The organism is Pseudomonas sp. Lb2C2 (assembly GCF_052112205.1).
Taxonomy (GTDB): domain Bacteria; phylum Pseudomonadota; class Gammaproteobacteria; order Pseudomonadales; family Pseudomonadaceae; genus Aquipseudomonas; species Aquipseudomonas kilonensis.
This window is the reverse complement of the sequence record NZ_JAUTYW010000012.1, coordinates 38,029-54,029: the sequence shown is the minus strand read 5'-3', so window position 1 is coordinate 54,029 and position 16,001 is coordinate 38,029. Positions and strand designations below refer to the sequence as shown.

The 16,001-nt window shown below is 62.7% G+C and carries 14 protein-coding genes; 4 read left to right on the top strand and 10 right to left on the bottom strand.

Features of this window, described 5'->3' with window-relative positions; translation table 11 throughout:
- Positions 1-9: 9 nt before the first annotated feature.
- Genes Q7F16_RS28745 through Q7F16_RS28715 form a run of 7 tightly spaced genes read right to left on the bottom strand, consistent with a single transcriptional unit; the run spans position 10 to position 8,211 of the window.
- Positions 10-2,352 carry a DUF1989 domain-containing protein gene (locus Q7F16_RS28745; protein ID WP_409555328.1) on the bottom strand — a complete coding sequence of 781 codons (2,343 nt, stop codon included), beginning with the start codon at positions 2,350-2,352 and terminating at the stop codon, positions 10-12.
- A 14-nt stretch (positions 2,353-2,366) separates the two neighbouring features.
- Complete coding sequence (locus Q7F16_RS28740; protein ID WP_409555329.1) at positions 2,367-3,734, bottom strand: NAD(P)-binding domain-containing protein; 1,368 nt, start codon at positions 3,732-3,734, stop codon at positions 2,367-2,369.
- A gap of 21 nt (positions 3,735-3,755) precedes the next feature.
- Positions 3,756-4,622, bottom strand: a complete 867-nt coding sequence (gene purU, locus Q7F16_RS28735) for a formyltetrahydrofolate deformylase (protein WP_409555330.1) — start codon at positions 4,620-4,622, stop codon at positions 3,756-3,758.
- Positions 4,623-4,652: 30 nt separating this feature from the next.
- Positions 4,653-5,783 (bottom strand): aminomethyltransferase family protein, encoded by a 1,131-nt coding sequence (locus Q7F16_RS28730; protein WP_409555331.1) that lies wholly within the window; start codon positions 5,781-5,783, stop codon positions 4,653-4,655.
- Positions 5,784-5,810: 27 nt separating this feature from the next.
- Positions 5,811-6,827: a heme-dependent oxidative N-demethylase family protein gene (locus Q7F16_RS28725; RefSeq protein ID WP_409555332.1), complete on the bottom strand. Its 1,017-nt coding sequence runs from the start codon at positions 6,825-6,827 to the stop codon at positions 5,811-5,813.
- An 11-nt stretch (positions 6,828-6,838) separates the two neighbouring features.
- Positions 6,839-7,768, bottom strand: coding sequence for a PDR/VanB family oxidoreductase (locus Q7F16_RS28720; protein WP_409555333.1), 930 nt, complete (start codon positions 7,766-7,768; stop codon positions 6,839-6,841).
- Complete coding sequence (locus Q7F16_RS28715) at positions 7,765-8,211, bottom strand: dimethylamine monooxygenase subunit DmmA family protein (protein ID WP_095973921.1); 447 nt, start codon at positions 8,209-8,211, stop codon at positions 7,765-7,767. The genes Q7F16_RS28720 and Q7F16_RS28715 overlap by 4 nt, the downstream gene beginning before the upstream one ends.
- Positions 8,212-8,459: 248 nt before the next feature.
- On the opposite strand from Q7F16_RS28715, the gene Q7F16_RS28710 reads away from it, so the two are divergent.
- The 3 genes from Q7F16_RS28710 to Q7F16_RS28700 are packed head-to-tail and all read left to right on the top strand — an operon-like array spanning position 8,460 to position 10,932.
- Positions 8,460-9,530, top strand: a complete 1,071-nt coding sequence (locus Q7F16_RS28710; protein WP_409555334.1) for an ATP-binding protein — start codon at positions 8,460-8,462, stop codon at positions 9,528-9,530.
- Positions 9,499-10,170 carry a response regulator gene (locus Q7F16_RS28705; protein WP_046062862.1) on the top strand — a complete coding sequence of 224 codons (672 nt, stop codon included), beginning with the start codon at positions 9,499-9,501 and terminating at the stop codon, positions 10,168-10,170. The genes Q7F16_RS28710 and Q7F16_RS28705 overlap by 32 nt, the downstream gene beginning before the upstream one ends.
- Entirely contained in the window at positions 10,171-10,932 is a 762-nt protein-coding gene (locus Q7F16_RS28700; protein WP_409555335.1) for a PAS domain-containing protein, read from the top strand.
- Positions 10,933-10,981: 49 nt separating this feature from the next.
- Here Q7F16_RS28700 and Q7F16_RS28695 read toward each other — a convergent pair whose 3' ends face one another.
- The 3 genes from Q7F16_RS28695 to Q7F16_RS28685 all read right to left on the bottom strand — a co-directional run bounded on the left by Q7F16_RS28695 (position 10,982) and on the right by Q7F16_RS28685 (position 13,800).
- Positions 10,982-11,908 carry a sugar ABC transporter substrate-binding protein gene (locus tag Q7F16_RS28695; protein WP_046062860.1) on the bottom strand — a complete coding sequence of 309 codons (927 nt, stop codon included), beginning with the start codon at positions 11,906-11,908 and terminating at the stop codon, positions 10,982-10,984.
- Positions 11,909-11,989: 81 nt separating this feature from the next.
- Positions 11,990-12,781 (bottom strand): TIM barrel protein, encoded by a 792-nt coding sequence (locus Q7F16_RS28690; RefSeq protein ID WP_046062859.1) that lies wholly within the window; start codon positions 12,779-12,781, stop codon positions 11,990-11,992.
- The gene (locus Q7F16_RS28685; protein WP_186651004.1) at positions 12,778-13,800 is read right to left on the bottom strand and encodes a Gfo/Idh/MocA family oxidoreductase; all 1,023 of its coding nucleotides are present in this window, start codon (positions 13,798-13,800) and stop codon (positions 12,778-12,780) included. The genes Q7F16_RS28690 and Q7F16_RS28685 overlap by 4 nt, the downstream gene beginning before the upstream one ends.
- Positions 13,801-13,993: 193 nt before the next feature.
- On the opposite strand from Q7F16_RS28685, the gene Q7F16_RS28680 reads away from it, so the two are divergent.
- Positions 13,994-15,985: a sigma-54 interaction domain-containing protein gene (locus tag Q7F16_RS28680; protein ID WP_409555336.1), complete on the top strand. Its 1,992-nt coding sequence runs from the start codon at positions 13,994-13,996 to the stop codon at positions 15,983-15,985.
- The last annotated feature ends 16 nt before the right edge of the window (positions 15,986-16,001 follow it).

The window sequence follows — 16,001 nt, the reverse complement described above, 5'->3', positions numbered from 1 at the left end:
TCTGGTCGATCAACTACGCACCCGGCTCTTTTCCGGGTCGTAGAAAATCGCTGCGGTGACCTCGGCGCTGATGCGCTTCTGCAGGCCATCGACTTTGCCGATCTCAAGCGTGGTGCCGACGTCGGCGCAGGCCACATCGACCCGGCACAGCGCGATGTTGCTGGCCAGCAGCGGCGAGCGGCAGGCACTGGTGATGACCCCGACCTGGGCCCGCCCGCGATACACCGGGTCACCGTGGTGGGCGGCTTCGTTGCCACTCAGTTGCAGGCCCACCAGCTTGTGGGCGGGGTGGGCGCTGCGCCGCAACAGCGCATCGCGGCCGATGAAGTCGTCGGTTTTGCTTTTCATCGGCACAGAAAAGCCGATACCCGCCTCGAAAGGATCGGTCTGGTCGCTGAACTCGTAGCCGGCGAAAATCAGCCCGGCTTCGATGCGCAGCATGTCCAGCGCTTCCAGGCCCAGCGGCACCAGGCCCAACGGCTGGCCCAGTTGCCAGATCCGGTCCCAGACCCGCTCGGCGTCTTCGGGCTGGCACCAGATTTCGTAGCCCAGTTCGCCGGTGTAGCCGGTGCGCGAGATCATCAGCGGGCAGCCGTCGTAACCGTCCAGGCGGCCCACCAGGAATCGGAACCAGCCCAGGGTTTCCAGGCTCGGTTGGGTCGCAGGGGTCCAGACCATCTGCTTGAGCAGTTCACGACTCATCGGGCCCTGGACGGCCAGGTTGTGAATCTGTTCGCTGGCGGATTTGACCCAGACCTTCATGCCGAGCTTTTGCGCCTGTTCGCGCAGCCAGACCCCGGCGTAATCCTCGCCGCAGATCCAGCGGAAATTGTCCGGGCCCAGGCGCAGCAGGGTGCCGTCGTCGAGCATGCCGCCGTGTTCGTGGCACATCGCCGAGTACACCACTTGACCCACCGCCAGGCGCCGCACATCCCGAGTCAGGCAGTACTGCAGCAAGGCTTCGGCGTCGGGGCCGATGATTTCGAATTTGCGCAGGGCGGTCAGGTCCATCACCGCGACGCGCTCACGGCAACCGAGGTATTCCTCGATGGCACCATAGCCGTCGTAGCGCAGCGGCAACCACCAATTGCGGTAATCGGTAAAGCTGCCGGTCAAGGCGCTGGTGCGTGAGTGGAACGCGGACTCACGGGTGAGGATCGGGTCGGCATCGGCCGTGGTTCGAGTGCTCATGGCGATGGAAAAACGCTCCTTTTCGCTGTAGATGCGGACCTGGATATCGGTCGGGTTCCAGCCGTTGGCCGGGTCGATGTCATCCGGGCATGAGGTGCTGCCACACAGCAGATCGGTCATGGCCCGCAGCAGCACGTAATCGCCGGGACGCGACCAGGGCTCGTCGAGCGTCATCTGCTGGTGGGCGTCGATCCCGGTGTTGAAGAACAAATTGATCGCCGGCCAACCGCTGCGCGCCTCGACCCCATGGCGCGCCAGGGCCCGGCTCAGGTTGTCGCTGCAGTTGTCGTGCCCGAAGTAGCCATGGCTCTCGTAGTAGCGCGCGGCGCAGGCCAGGGCGAAGGAATCGTGGCGGCCGACGGTGTCACGCACCACCTCCAGCATCGGTTGCATCTGCCGGTCGAAAAATTTCGAGAACAGTCCCGGTGCCGGGTAGGCGCTGCCGTTCAAGGTGCGGGTGACGGTCTGGTCCAGATCCAGCTCCAGGCCGCGATCCAGTGCCCGTCGATCGAGGGCGACGAAGTCCGAGCATTGGCGACCGGCGACGTCCAGCACCTGCACGTACTGCCCTTTGCCGACGGTGTAACTGTGGGCGGTGCCGGCGTGAATTGTGAATTCGTCGAGCAACTCGCCCAACGGTTCGGGTAGTGCCGGGAGCAGCAGCGCCGAGGGATTGGCCCGGGTCACCCACAACCGCAGTTCGCTGGGCCGGTACTGTCGATCGACGGACGTGGGGCCCGCGGGTGCAGCGACAATCACCAGCAGTTCATCGCTGGCGACAAAGTGGCGACTGAAGTCGGCAGGACTGTCCTCGTCCCAGAGCGAAGCCGCGCTGGGCAGTTGGTATGGCTCAACGCCGCGCCGGCTCAGCGCCTGGTTGATACGCCGAGCTTGCACGGTTGGCTCGGCGAGCCGTGCGCCGATGAACCCGCAGGCCGCCGAACCGCTCAATGCCCAGGCCGCCAGCGCGCTGCGACCGTTGGCGTCCACGGCCAGCAGTTCGCAGGGTTGCTGTCCTTCAAGGTTGATCACTTGCAGGCTGTCCCCGGGCTGCAAGGCCACCAGCGTCAGGCCGCCGGCCGCTACCCGATAGCGCTCCAGGGTCGGCGCCCGGGCAAACAGTCCGGGCTCCCGGGGATGAGAGACACGAGGTGCATGCATGATGAACCTCCCGGTCAGCCGACCGACGTGATGGACGTCGGCGGCTCGGCGAGGTACGCCGCCATCGAGTCGTCCAGCGCATGCAGCCAGGGGGTGTGGTGCGGCGGTGACTGGGTGCCGGTCATCAACGAGCGATAGGACTTGTCGCGATAACCCATGATGTTTTCCGCTTTGTCATGCTTCCAGCGCAGGAAGGTTTCATTGACGGCGGCGATATCGAAGTTCGGGTAGTCGGTGGCGTCCACCAGATGCTGGATGTAGGCGCCCTGGTATTCGAACATCTGCTGGTTGGTTTCCAGTGTCTGTTCCCGCTCGTGCCATTGCCGGCTGTCGGCGATCATGTCGGCCAGGCCGGGTAGTTGAATGCGCCCCAGGATCACATCGCGGGCGTACCAGGCTTGGGCGTCGAACATGTTGAAGGAGTACCACTGGTCCTGCATGCCGAGGTAGATCAGTTGCGGGTTGGACTCCCAGAAAATGCCTTTGTACAGGTTCATCGGCCATAACCGGTTATCGGTCTTGAGGCACAGTTCATCCGGCAGGAAGGGGAAGTGATGTTTGTAGCCGGTGCAGAGGATCACCGCATCGATGGACTTGTGGGTGCCGTCGATAAAGTACGCGCGGTTTTTTTCCAGGCGCTGCAACAGCGGCTTTTCCTCCCAATTGGCGGGCCAGTCATAGCCCATGGGCGCGGTGCGGTAGCAGCTGGTGATGCTGCGGGCGCCGTATTTGTAGCACTGGGAACCGATGTCTTCGGCAGAATAGCTGCTGCCGACGATGAGCAGGTCCTTGCCCTTGAACTCCAGCGCCTCGCGGAAATCATGGGCGTGCAGGATGCGCCCGCCGAACTGCTCGAATCCGGGGAAGTACGGCATCTTCGGCGTCGAAAAGTGCCCGCAGGCGTTGATCACATAGTCGAACTCTTCCGAGGTCTGGGTATCGCTGCCGTGGTCGTGGGCGACCACCGTGAAGCGGCGAGTCGCTTCGTCAAAGGTGACCTGGCGCACCACGTTGTTGAAACGGATGTAATCCCGTACCCCGGCTTTTTCGACGCGGCCCTTGATGTAGTCCCAGAGCACTTCCCGTGGCGGGTAAGAGCCGATCGGCCGGCCGAAATGTTCTTCGAAGGTGTAGTCGGCGAACTCCAGGCATTCCTTCGGGCCGTTCGACCACAGGTAACGGTACATGCTGCCGTGCACCGGCTCGCCGTTCTCGTCCAGACCGGTGCGCCAGGTGTAGTTCCACATGCCGCCCCAGTCCTGTTGCTTTTCAAAGCACACCAGTTCGGGAATGGCGGCGCCCTTGTCGCGGGCCGACTGGAAGGCGCGAAGTTGGGCCAGGCCGCACGGGCCGGCGCCGATGATTGCTACGCGTAGTGTCATGAGCGTGCCTCCTGAAGGGTTTCAGCGAAAGATCACTGTCTTGTCCTGGTTGATGAATACCCGGTGTTCCAGGTGGTATTTCAGGGCTTTTGAAAGGGCGACGGTTTCGGTGTCGCGGCCGATGGCGACCAGCGAATCGGGCAGGTGCGTGTGGTCGACGCGCTGGATTTCCTGCTCGATGATCGGCCCCTCGTCGAGGTCGCTGGTGACGTAATGGGCGGTGGCACCGATCAGCTTCACGCCGCGGTCATAGGCCTGGTGATAGGGTTTGGCGCCCTTGAACCCGGGCAGGAACGAGTGATGGATGTTGATCGCCCGTCCCGATAACTGCTGGCATAGGCCGTCGGACAGAATCTGCATGTAGCGCGCGAGCACCACCAGGTCGGTCTGGGTGTCTTCGACGATGCGCATCAGCTCGGCCTCCTGGCTGGCCTTGCTGTCCTTGGTGATGGGCAGGTAAATGAAGCGGATGCCCTCGCGCTCGGCCATGGCCCGCAGGTCCAGGTGGTTGGAGACCACGGCGGTGATGTGCATGTCCATCTCGCCCTTGCGGTGGCGATAGAGCAGGTCGGTAAGGCAATGGTCGAACTTGCTGACCATCAGCAGCACCCGAGTCGGTTGGCGCGAACTGAACAACTGCCACTGTATGTCGAAGCCGCCGGCCAGGTCGCCCAGCCCTTCGCGCAGGGTGCCTATATCACCGTCGACGCCGGTGTTGAAACGGAACACCGCGCGCATGAAAAACTGCCCGGTGAACTCGTCGTCAAACTGCGCCAATTCGCTGATGTAGCAATGCTGCCGGGCCAGGCAGGCGCTGATCGCGGCGATGATCCCGGATGCCGCCGGGCAGGTGATCTTGAGAATGTAATGTTCGCTGGAGGCGTCCATTGAAGGCTCCTGATTAAATAAAGGGGCGGCTCAGCCCTTGGCCGTGCGTTTGGTTTTTTCCGGGTCGTCGAAGGGCAGGGCATGGGTCACGGCGCCCGCTTCAAGGCTGCCGCGTACTTGCAGTGCAATACCGGGCACCGAGCAGGCGACGTTCAGGCGGGCGATGGCCATCGAGCGTTTGCTCAGGCGCGAGTACATGCCGCAGGTGATCACGCCGACTTGCTGGTTGCCCTGCCACAGGGTGTCGCCGGCCTCGGCCGGGCGTACGCCCTCGAGCAGCACACCGGTGATCTTGAAACGCTCCTGGCCGCGCAGGCGCAGGTGTTCTTCGGCGCCACGGAAGGCTTGTTTGCCGGGCGAGACGGTGAAATCCAGGCCCATTTCCCACAGGGTGTCGCCGGCCTTCTGGTCGGCGAAGGGGTACATCTGCGAGTTGTCATAGGGGAAAAACATCAGCGAGCTTTCCACCCGCAGCCAGTCCAGCGCGGTGAAGGCACACGGGATAATCCCCAGGCTGGCGCCCTGTTCGAGGATGCTGTCCCACAGGAATGGCGCGTCGGCCGCCTTGCAGAAAATCTCGTAGCCGCGCTCGCCGGTGTAGCCGGTGCGGGAGATCATTACCGGGCGTTCGAACAGGCGCGTTTGCAGGTGATGGAAGTACGGCAACTGGCGAATGCCGGGCACGTGTTCGGCGAGGAAGTCCACCGCCAGCGGCCCTTGCAGCGACAAGTCGTGCAGGTCGTCGTCGAACAACACCGCCACTTGCCGGCCCTGGGATGAGCGCACCAGCATTTCGTGACCGGCGCCGGCGCCGTGGACCACCATGAACGCGTTAGGCCCGGTGCGGTAGACGATGCAGTCATCGATGAACTTGCCGTCCTCGTCGAGCATCGAGGCGTACACCGATTTGCCGGGGTAGAGCTTGGCGATGTCACGGGTGGTAGCCCATTGCAGCAGGCTTTCGGCGTGGGGACCCACGTAATGGACTTTTTTCAGCCCCGACACGTCCATCAGGCCGGCGCGGGTGCGGATCGCTTCGTGGTGGTCGGCCAGCGCGCTGCTGTAGGTCCAGGCGGTGCCCATGCCGTTCCAGTCTTCAAGGTTCGAACCGAGGGCGCGGTGCCGCTCGGCCAATGCAGAAATACGCCATGAATGGGTCATGTGGAGATCCTTGTCGGGAAAAAAGGGTTAGGCGATTGGATCGAACTGGCTTAACCACTCGACCAGCGTGTGTCGGTAGCGGGTCATGCCCTTGTAGTCGGCGATGGGATCGGGCAGGTCGCGCAATACGCGGTGCAGGCGACAACCCCAGCCGGGTTGGGTGACCAGTTCGTCCAGGCTGATCAGGTAGGTGCGGATGCTGAACATCACCGCGTTGCTGCGCGGCAGACGGGCCATCACTTGCAGCTCGACGCGCAGATGCACCTGTTGGCCGACGTTTTCGCCGGTGATGCGGCCGCGGTCGGCGCCCCATTCATGGAACGTCTCGGGCGAGGAATCCAGGCGCGGCTTGATGGTCAGGGTCCAGTTCAGGCGCCGCACCGGCTGACCCACTTGCAGGTTGAGCAGATACTTCAGCGCACGGTTGAACACGCCCATCTGGTGGGCCATGGGCACCGGTGAATGCCACTGCTTGAAGCTCATGCCGGCGTCGAAGGCCAGGGACCAGTCAGCGGGACTGGTGACCAGGCCGGCGTCCATGTACAGATCGCCGTCACGTTGATCGAGCAGGGCGAAATCCCCCTGAACCTGTCGTCCGATGAACTCCAGCGGCGCGCAGGGCAGGCTGGTGGCATCACCGAAAATGAACGGCTGATCGATCTCCAGCAGGCGGTTGCGCCAATGCCAGCGGTCGCCGTCACGCGCCAGGCTGAACCACTGCGGGTAGTCGGCGGCCAGGTGTTCCATCAGCATCTGCAAGGCATCCCAGGCTGCCACTTGCATGTGCGGCATCACCAGGTAGCGGCGCGGGTCCTGGTCCAGCACCAGGGCGCGCTCGGCCATTTCCGAGCGGTAGTGCTCGTCGATGTCGAAGGCGTGCTCATAGATCGAGCCGGGGTCGCGGGAGGTGGCCGGTTCGATATTGACCGAGTACAGGTAGCTGTCCTCGACAAAGGGAAAGGGGAAACGGCGGATTGCCGCAGGGCTGTTGCGAAAGCTGAAGTCATCGCGATAGCTCAGCACGGGGTTCGCTTGCAGGGGCATGTCACTCACTCCTATAGGTCCAGCGAAATGCAGGGGCCGCTGCCGCGTGAGACGCAGGGCATCAGAAAGTCGGCCTGCTCGGCCGGGCTGAGGAAGCTGTCGCGGTGTTCGATGGCACCGCCGCCGTGGCGTGTGACGCACTGGCCGCAGACCCCGCCACGGCACAGGTTGGGCACTTGCAACCCGGCGTGTTCCAGGGCTTCGAGCAGGCTCTGCTCGGCCTCCACCCGCAGGCGCCGACCGCTGCGCAGCAGGTGCAGGTCGAAGGGCTGGCCGGGTTGCGCGCCTTTGAACGCTTCCGAATGCACGCGTTTGCGCGGCCAACCGAGGCGTGAGGCCTCACGCTCAACCGCGTCGAGCAGAGGCTGCGGGCCACAGGTGTAGACGTGGCTGCCCAGCGGTCGGGCGGCGAGGATCTGGCTCAGGTCGGGGCGACTGTCATAGGCATGCAGGCGCGCGCCGAGGCGCTGTTGCAGTTCGTCGAGGTAGGCGTCGCTCAGGCCCGGGCGGAACAGGTAATGCAGTTCGAAATCGGCCTGCTGCTGTTCCATCTCGGCGATATAGGCCATGAACGGCGTGATGCCGATGCCGGCGGCGATCAGGATATGCAGGCGTGCAGTGCCGTGGGGGGCGAACAGATTGGCCGGTGGCGAAATCTGCAAGGTGTCGCCGACCTGCACCTGGCGATGCAGGTACTGCGAGCCGCCACGAGAAGCGTCCTGCAAACGCACGGCGATGCGGTAGTGTTGGGTGTGTGCCGGGTCGCTGGTGAGCGAGTAGGCGTTGCGCACCTTGCCCTCGGCCAGTGGCAGATGCACCTGCACATGGCTGCCGGGCGAGAAGCCGGGCAGGGCGCCGTCGCAGGCCCTCAGGGTGAATTCGCGCACCACCGGCGTGAGCATTCTTGCCGCGCTGACCTGAACGTCGAGGATCGCGCTCATGGCTGGAATGCCGCATAGGGTTGGTCGGGGTTGTTGCACACACCGAGGTAAGCCCCCAGGCGCCGGGAAAAATGCGTGCGTACCTCCAGCCCGACGTGGCAACCGATGCAGTTCAGCGACGACTCCGGCCCGGCCGCCTGGGTCAGGCCACAGTGCGCGCAGTACACCTGGCGCAGGCCGGGCGTTGCGCAGGTCATGCTGATCTCGTCGTCTTCCAGGCCAGCGGCGCGAGCCTGGCCGTGAACACGCCAGACAAAAGCTTCATCGCCCAGCAGGTAGAGCCGACACCCCACGGTTGCGCTGGCCAAGGCCTGTTTCAGGTGCCGGGTGAAGTCGGCTTGTTCGCCGTTCAACAGCAGGGGATTGTCCAGTTCAGCGACAACCTCTGTGCAGACGGTTGCTGATTGCATTACCACGATGGGGCGGCTAAGGGTGGGCTTCATGTGGGCTCTCCAAAGTGCTTTTTTATTTCCTGTTGGGAGAGATACTTTCCTATGGGGAAAATCTTCTCAATCTGGAAAAAGGGCTATGCCTTTGGAGATAAGCCTTGCTACACGGCCGTCCGGGGCATGGAAGTTGCTGGTATTCGAGGAATGTGGAGCAACTGGACGGGGAGTTATCGAGAGTGCGAACACGACCGCAGTGGTGGCCGCTCTGGTTAGGGCCTGTGCACCCTGAACAGGCCCGCAGCGTGCGTAAGCTGTTGGCCGGCTTGCCCTTGAGCCAGGCGCACGCTGACGGTGCCTTATCGGGTTTTCTGGACCGTTTCGACGCACTGCTGCCGCCTGCCAGGTTGAACCTGATCCTCGGCGGCGAGGACCTCAGCCCGACGCGACGCGGTTTGATCGAGGGCTGCCAGGACGTGGCGACTTGTCCCTGGCGCGACGCAAGCGCGGCAGACACCCCCCAAAGCTGCGGCACGTGTCGGCAACGCGGCGTGCATCGCCTGGTGTGCGCCTTGCCCGAGGGCCAGAAGGGCGTGTTGCTGCTCGATAGCCCGAAACGGGCTGGTGCCAGTTGGCGCCAGTTACTGGAAGAGGTGGCGCAGGCGGTAGGCATGGCTGTGCGCTTGCGCAGCTACAACCGTGAGCAGCAGCGCAAACAGGCGACGTCCCGCCACGGTGCCTTGGCCCGTGAGCTGCACGACTCGGTGGCACAGCAACTCGGTTACCTGTCGTTCCAGGCCCATGGCCTGCAATCCCAGTTGGGCGAGCCGGAACAAGCCACTGCGGGTTTGCAGGACCTGTGCGCCGGCTTGAGCCAGTTGCAGCGCCAGGTGCGCGAGTTGATTACCAGTGCGCGTCTGACCATGGACGGGCGCTCATTGCGCCAGGCACTGGCCGACTCGGTCGCCGAGTTCTCGCGGCGCTGCATCATCGTGTTCGAGCTGGACAACCGCCTGGCTGACGACGCTTTGAGCCCGGGAACCGAGTTACAGATTTTGCAGATTATTCGCGAAGCACTGGCCAACGCGGTGCGCCATTCCCATGCGCGGCATGTCCGCATCGAGTTGCGGCAAAACCAGGACGGTGATGTTTCCATTTCGGTGGAGGATGACGGCATTGGGCTCAGTCCGGCGTCAGGGGAGGCCAATCATTTCGGTCTGGCGATTATCCGCGAGCGCGCCGCAAACATTGGCGCCCGACTGACAATTGAAGCGATCCGGCCGCACGGGGTCCGCGTACACCTTGGCCTTCGCTGCCACCAAGACCAGCCACAGGGGAGTTTCGATGGACTGCACGACCTTATTACTGATCGATGATCACCCGCTGTTTCGCAAAGGCCTGGCGCAGCTGTTCGGCGCCAGTGACGACTTCGAGGTGGTGGGGCAGGCGGCCAGCGGTCGCGAAGGCATCAACCTGGCCGTGAGCCTGGCGCCGCAGCAGGTCTTGCTCGATTTGCACATGCCCGGCTTGAGCGGTTTGCAGGTGCTCGATGAACTGCGTCAGTTGCGCCTCGACTGCCAAGTGGTGGTGCTCACCGCGTCGATGGATCGCGCCGAGCTGTTGACGGCCTTGCGCCTGGGGGCCAGTGGTTATGTGCTCAAGGAAACCGAGCCCGATGCGTTGTTGAGCTACATGCGCAATTGCCACAAGGGCGCGATCGTTCTGGATGCAACCCTGGTTGCCTTGCTGGCCGATCAGGACGAATCGGTGAGCCGGCCTGCGTACGATCCGGACCTGCCAGATACAGGCAACCTGACCGAGCGCGAGGGGCAGACCCTGGCCCTGATCGGTGCCGGCATGAGCAATAAACAGATCGGCCGGGAACTGGGAATCAGCGATGGTACGGTCAAGATCTATGTGAGGAATCTGTTGCAGAAGTTCAGCCTGCACTCACGTCTGGAGTTGGCGGCGTGGGTGCACAACGGCGCATCGGTAAGGCACGAGGAGCGTCATTAGATGAGGGAAAGCCCGGAAGCTTTTGCACAGACACCGAGCGTGCACCTGATGGATCGCTTTCCCGCCGCCCTGCTGGAATTGCGCGACAACGGCCAGATCGCTCACTTCAACCTGGCCTGGACCGAGTTGATGGGGCCGCCGGGCGCGGAGCGCAACCTCATCGATTATGTGCACCAGGAAGACCGCCCGCTGTGGCGCAAGGCCTTGCATGAGCTGCGTCGGCGCCCCGAGACCTCGTTCAATCAGCGCCTGCGTTTTGTACATCCTTCGGGTGACTTACGCTGGTTCGAGGTGAGCCTCAAGCGCGGTCCGCAGGGGTTCTATCTGGTCGTCGGGGACGTCACGGCACACAAACGCCGCGAAATTGCCTTGCAGGCCAGTCAGCGCAGCAGCATGAGCCTGCTCGATAGCATGCCCGGGCTGATCTATCGGGGCCGTAACAACCGCGACTGGACCATGGAGTTTGTCAGTGCCGGTTGCCTGCAACTGACCGGATATCCCGCGGAGCGGCTGGTGGACAATCATGAGTTCACTTACAACAGCCTGATCCTGGCGCAGGATGCCGACTACGTCTGGCGCGAGGTGCAATATGCGTTGTCGCGCAACGAGCCGTTCGAGCTCAATTACCGGATTCGTTGCGCCGATCAGTCGATCAAGCACGTCTGGGAAAAGGGCATCGGGATCTATGCCGATACGCGTGAAGTGTTGGGTATAGAGGGGGCGATTTTCGAGCGAACGGCAGGTCAGACCTCAGTTCGCTGAGTCGCCGCTGACCCCTGGCCGGGATCGCGGCGAAGTGTCGAGCGTGTCGCTACTTGTAATGTTGTTCAAACACCGCCAACTGCTCAGGCTTGATCAACTGAAAGGGCACCCAGACGTCCGATTCCACGGGTTCTCCCTTGATCATCTTGAGCGCTGCCTGTACCGCGCTGGTCGCCTGGGCCTTGGGGTCCTGGAACACCGAGGCGACCAGCATCCCACGCTTGATCGCCGCCAGGCCGTCAGGCAAGCCGTCGATGCCGACAATCGCGATCTCACCCTTGGCTTTGCCGGCCTGCTGCAAGGCCATGGCCGCACCGATGGCCATTTCGTCGTTGTTGGCGACGATGGCATCGAAACGGCTGCCCGCCAATAGCCAGTTGCTGGTCAGGTCCATCCCTTTGTTGCGTTGCCACTCGGCGCTTTGCTGCTCGACAATCTTGATCCCGGGATAATCCTTGAGCACCTGTTTGACGCCTTCGGTACGGTCGTGGGTGGCGTTTTGCGCCAGGTCGCCCATGATGATCGCGAGGTTGCCCTTGCCGCCGAGCTTTTCGGCCAGGTAGCGCATTTGCAGCTGTCCGGCCTCGATGTCATTGGACGCGACGGTGACGACGCCTTTGGGCAAGGTGCGCTCGTCCGGGTGACGGTTGACGTAGACCAGCGGCGTCTTCGCTTCGACCGCGGCGCGGGTGATATTGGCCGTGGCGGAGGTGTCCACCGGCAGGACAATGACCGCGTCCACTTGCTGGTTGATAAAGCCCTGGACCTGGTTGAGTTGGCGCACCACATCGCCTTGGGCGTCCTCGAACTGAATCTGCACGTTTTCCTTTTTCGCGGCCTCGTCCAGGCCGTTACGCACGTAGGTCATGAAGTTGTCGTCGACCCTGGCGATGCTGACGCCGATGCGATAGTCGGCGGCGGCCCATTGGCTGAAGAGCAATAGCAGGGTGGCGAAAAGCAGTGTGCAACGACGCATGATGGTTTTCCTTTTGTTGTTATGAGTTGTACGTCACCAAGAGATGAAAATCTGCCGCACGTTGTGAATTCGGCGCGTGCTTTATCCATCAAGCGTGAAGGCCTGCCTGAAACGCTCAAGCGCGACCTCGCTGTCACCGCTGGCCCAGCCTTCGAGGCCGACGACACCGCTGTATCCCATGCCGAACAAGGCCCTGGCAATGGCGGGATAATGGATTTCACCGGTGCCGGGCTCCATGCGCCCCGGAACGTCGGCGACCTGGATTTCGCCGATGGCGCTGCCGGCGCGCTGGATCAGTTCGATCAGGTTGCCTTCGCCGATCTGTGCGTGATAGAGGTCCAGGTTCATCTTCAGGTGCGGGCTGCCCACGGCCTCGATCAACGCCAGGGTGTCGTCAGCGCGGGCGAACGGCGTGCCCGGGTGGTCGACTTCGGTGTTGAGGTTTTCCAGCAGGAAAACCCGACCCGCGTCCTCGCCCAGGCGAGCGATTTTTTCCAGCGTCTTGCAGGCGCTCAACCACATGCGCCCGGTGGTCTGGGCCACGGGTTTGACCGGCAACCCCTGGTCACCCAGGCCGGTGCCATGCAGGTTCAGGCTAGGGCAGCCCAATTGAGCGGCGACGGCCAAGGATTCCTGGGCGCTGTCGAGCAGGTGCTGGATATCATCCGGATCGGTCAGGTTGCCCGAGATGTAGCCGGTCATGGAGGTGAAATCCGCGCCGGTTGCCACGAGAGCCTGGATGTCTTTGGTCGTCCAGTTCCATATCTCGACGCTGAAGCCTAGTGCGTGGATGCGTTTGACCCGCTCGGTAAAGGGCAGGTCGAGGAAGACCATCTCGGCGCTGATCGCCAGTTTGAACGGTGTGAAACTCATGACAGAGCTCCTTGCACACGCACCGCTTTGCCCTGTTGGAAGGACTCGATGCAGGCGCGAGCAATGGCCAGTGCCGCCCGCGCGTCTTCACCGCTGGCCAGAGGTTTTTCGCCGCTGCGCACGCAACTGACGAAGTGGTTGAGCTCGGCCACATAGGCATCACGCAGCAGGTCGGTGTCCATGCGCTGGGTGTCGGCCTGGACCCCACTGGCCAGGTACCGCAGCAAGTCAGAGTCGTTGACGTTGCCCATGGTCAGCATGCCAGCGCTGCCGAACACTTCGCCGCGGACATCGTAGCCATACACGGCCTGGAAATTGGCCTCGGCCGTGGCGATGGCGCCGTTATCGAAACGGATCGTGACCACCGCGGTGTCGAGAAACCCTTTGTCCTTGTAGGCCGGTGCGATCAGGGCATCGGCCATCACAAAAACCTCAACCGCCTCGGCGCCTGGATTCAGGTAGCGCAGGGTATCGAAGTCATGGATCAGTGTTTCGAGGAAGATCACCCATTGTGGCGAGGCGGCCGGGTTGTTCAGCGCTGGGTCGCGGGTCAGCGAGCGCAGCAGTTGTGGTGTACCGATGCGGCCGGCAACCACGTCCAGGTGAGCGGTGCGAAAACTTCTGGCAAAGCGACGGTTGAAGCCGACTTGTAGCGTCACCCGTGCGTCGGCAGCGGCGGCGATGGCGCGGTCGGCTTCGTCCAGGGTGATGGCCATCGGTTTTTCACAGAACACCCCTTTGCCGGCCCGGGCCGCACTGATCACCAGTTCGGCATGGCTGCGTGCCGGGGCGGCAATCAGCACGGCATCGATGTCCGGGTCATCCAGCAATTGCTGTGGGTCGGTATAGACCTTCTGCACGTCCAGTTCTGCCGCCAGGCGCGCGGCTTGGCCGGGAGTAGGGTCGGCGATGGCGGCGAGGCAGGCGCCGGGGATGTGCCGGGCGGCGGTCAGGCCGTGAAAACTGCCCATGCGGCCGGCGCCGATGAGGCCAAGGCGAATGATCTTGGATGTGCTCATGAACATGACTCCCTTTATTGTTTTTACGACTCGGCGGTAAGAATGTCCTCGTCTGTCCAGGCAGGAGCAAGTGCTGTGCCAATAATTAACCAGTTGATATTTAAGGTGTTTTATTCGTGTTTATTTGAATTGATGTTCATTTGAATGACATGTCTATACTGGCATGTCGAAAATATGAACATATGGCCGAATAATGAATGAGCAACCTGCAGCGTTGAGCGCCGAAGACCGCGATTACCTCACCACGCTTGGCCCTGCGTCGTTGAACGAAGGGCCAGGCACTGCACTGGATGAGGCCTGGCAAGCGTGCTTGCGGGGGGACACTGATCGACCTGCCGGGATCCGGCGGGTGATTTGGGCGTCCTGGTTGCGCAGTGTCAATGCCGGCCTCGATCCGGAGGATGGCGAGTACCGTTTTGTCGCGCCTGCCGACCTGACCGCGACACTGGCAGCCAACCGGGTGCTGATCGCCGCTGCGGCGCAAGTCATGCGCGGTTTGCTCGCCTATAACCCCAGGGGCCATATCAACCTGACCGATGCCGAAGGCACGACGTTGTATTTCTGTGGCCTGGACCTCACCCCCATAGGCAGTCGACTGCTGGAGTCGGTACAGGGCACCAATTGCACTGGGCTGGCGATCGTCGAAGACCGTTTGGTGTATGTGCTGGCCGAAGAGAACTTCGGGCTTGGCCTGCGCCAGCGCCGCATGCATTGCGCCGCCGCGCCAATCCGCGATGCCCAGGGCCGGACGCTGGGCATGTTGACCTTGACGGCAGAGCCGGGCTGGTTTCACTTCCATACGCTGGGCACTGTCCAGGCCGCGGCCGAGGCGGTCTCGAGGCAGATGGCGCTGCAAGCCTTGCTGGAAGAGCAGCAAACGGTCCTTGAGGTGCTCAACGAGGGCTTGGTGGTTTTGGATGAGCAGGGCTGTATCAAGGCGCTCAACCATTACGCCCGACAGTTGTTTCGCGTCGGCCATGACCTGCTCGGCAGTCCGTTCAAGAGCCTGGGCAAGAGCGAATTGACCGATGCGGTCCTGCTCGGGGGCGGGGAAGGTGTGCGCGACCTGGACTGCACCTTTGAACTGCACGACCGCAGCCATCTGGCCTGCCTGGTGTCGGTCTGCCCGCTGGAACAAGGCGGGCGGATTGTGTCGTTGCGCGAGAACCGACGCATCCGGGAAATTACCCGGCGGATCATTGGCACCCAGGCCAGCTACACCTTCGAAACCATCCTGGGCCGTTCACAGGCGATTGAGGATGCACTGCACCTGGCGCGGATTGCCAGTCGCAGTGATTCGACCACGCTGATCCTCGGTGAGAGCGGCACTGGCAAGGAGTTGTTCGCCCAGGCCATCCATAATGGCAGCGACCGATGTGGCGGACCTTTCGTGGCGGTTAATTGCGGCGCCATTCCCCGTGACCTGGTGCAGAGCGAACTGTTTGGACACGTCGAAGGCGCGTTCACCGGATCGGCGCGCGGTGGGTCGGCAGGCAAGTTCGAATTGGCCGATGGCGGGACGATCTTCCTCGACGAAATCGGTGACATGTCCTTCGATGCACAGGTCAGCCTGCTGCGTGTCCTGCAGGAAGGCGAGGTGACACGAGTGGGCGCGAAAAAATCGCTGCGGGTCAACGTGCGCATCATCGCCGCCACCCACCGCAACCTGAGCCAGGCAGTGGCCGAGGGTGCCTTTCGCGAGGACCTTTACTACCGGCTCAACGTGCTGAACCTGACGGTGCCGCCGCTGCGGATGCGCCGTGAAGATGTGCCGTTGCTGGCGCGGCATTTTCTTGCGCGATGTGCGCGGTCGCTACGCAAGTCGATGCAGGACCTTTCGCCAGCGGCCCTGGAGATGCTTGGCGCCTATCACTGGCCAGGCAATGTCCGTGAGCTGGAAAACGTCATTGAACGGGCGACCAACCTGGCGATGACCGAGCTGATCGAGCCGAGCGATCTTGCCCTGGAAATCAGGCAGCGAGGGCTCCCATCGACATGGGGAAGTGCCCCTGAGCCGCGGATGGCGCCGGATCTTGGTACCCATGAGATGAATGCCATCATCGCTGCCCTCAAGGACACGCGCGGAAACATCCGCCTGGCTGCTCAGCGGCTGAATGTGTCGCGGGGTGGGTTGTACAACAAAATGAGCCGGTTTGGACTCAAGGTTGAGGCGTTTCGTTCTTAGCGGGATGCTGTCGTAG

Coding starts and splice junctions, on each gene's coding strand:
- Q7F16_RS28745 (WP_409555328.1), bottom strand. CDS start 2,352: ATGCATGCACCTCGTGTCTCTCATCCCCGGGAGCCCGGACTGTTTGCC.
- Q7F16_RS28740 (WP_409555329.1), bottom strand. CDS start 3,734: ATGACACTACGCGTAGCAATCATCGGCGCCGGCCCGTGCGGCCTGGCC.
- purU (WP_409555330.1), bottom strand. CDS start 4,622: ATGGACGCCTCCAGCGAACATTACATTCTCAAGATCACCTGCCCGGCG.
- Q7F16_RS28730 (WP_409555331.1), bottom strand. CDS start 5,783: ATGACCCATTCATGGCGTATTTCTGCATTGGCCGAGCGGCACCGCGCC.
- Q7F16_RS28725 (WP_409555332.1), bottom strand. CDS start 6,827: ATGCCCCTGCAAGCGAACCCCGTGCTGAGCTATCGCGATGACTTCAGC.
- Q7F16_RS28720 (WP_409555333.1), bottom strand. CDS start 7,768: ATGAGCGCGATCCTCGACGTTCAGGTCAGCGCGGCAAGAATGCTCACG.
- Q7F16_RS28715 (WP_095973921.1), bottom strand. CDS start 8,211: ATGAAGCCCACCCTTAGCCGCCCCATCGTGGTAATGCAATCAGCAACC.
- Q7F16_RS28705 (WP_046062862.1), top strand. CDS start 9,499: ATGGACTGCACGACCTTATTACTGATCGATGATCACCCGCTGTTTCGC.
- Q7F16_RS28700 (WP_409555335.1), top strand. CDS start 10,171: ATGAGGGAAAGCCCGGAAGCTTTTGCACAGACACCGAGCGTGCACCTG.
- Q7F16_RS28695 (WP_046062860.1), bottom strand. CDS start 11,908: ATGCGTCGTTGCACACTGCTTTTCGCCACCCTGCTATTGCTCTTCAGC.
- Q7F16_RS28690 (WP_046062859.1), bottom strand. CDS start 12,781: ATGAGTTTCACACCGTTCAAACTGGCGATCAGCGCCGAGATGGTCTTC.
- Q7F16_RS28685 (WP_186651004.1), bottom strand. CDS start 13,800: ATGAGCACATCCAAGATCATTCGCCTTGGCCTCATCGGCGCCGGCCGC.
- Q7F16_RS28680 (WP_409555336.1), top strand. CDS start 13,994: ATGAATGAGCAACCTGCAGCGTTGAGCGCCGAAGACCGCGATTACCTC.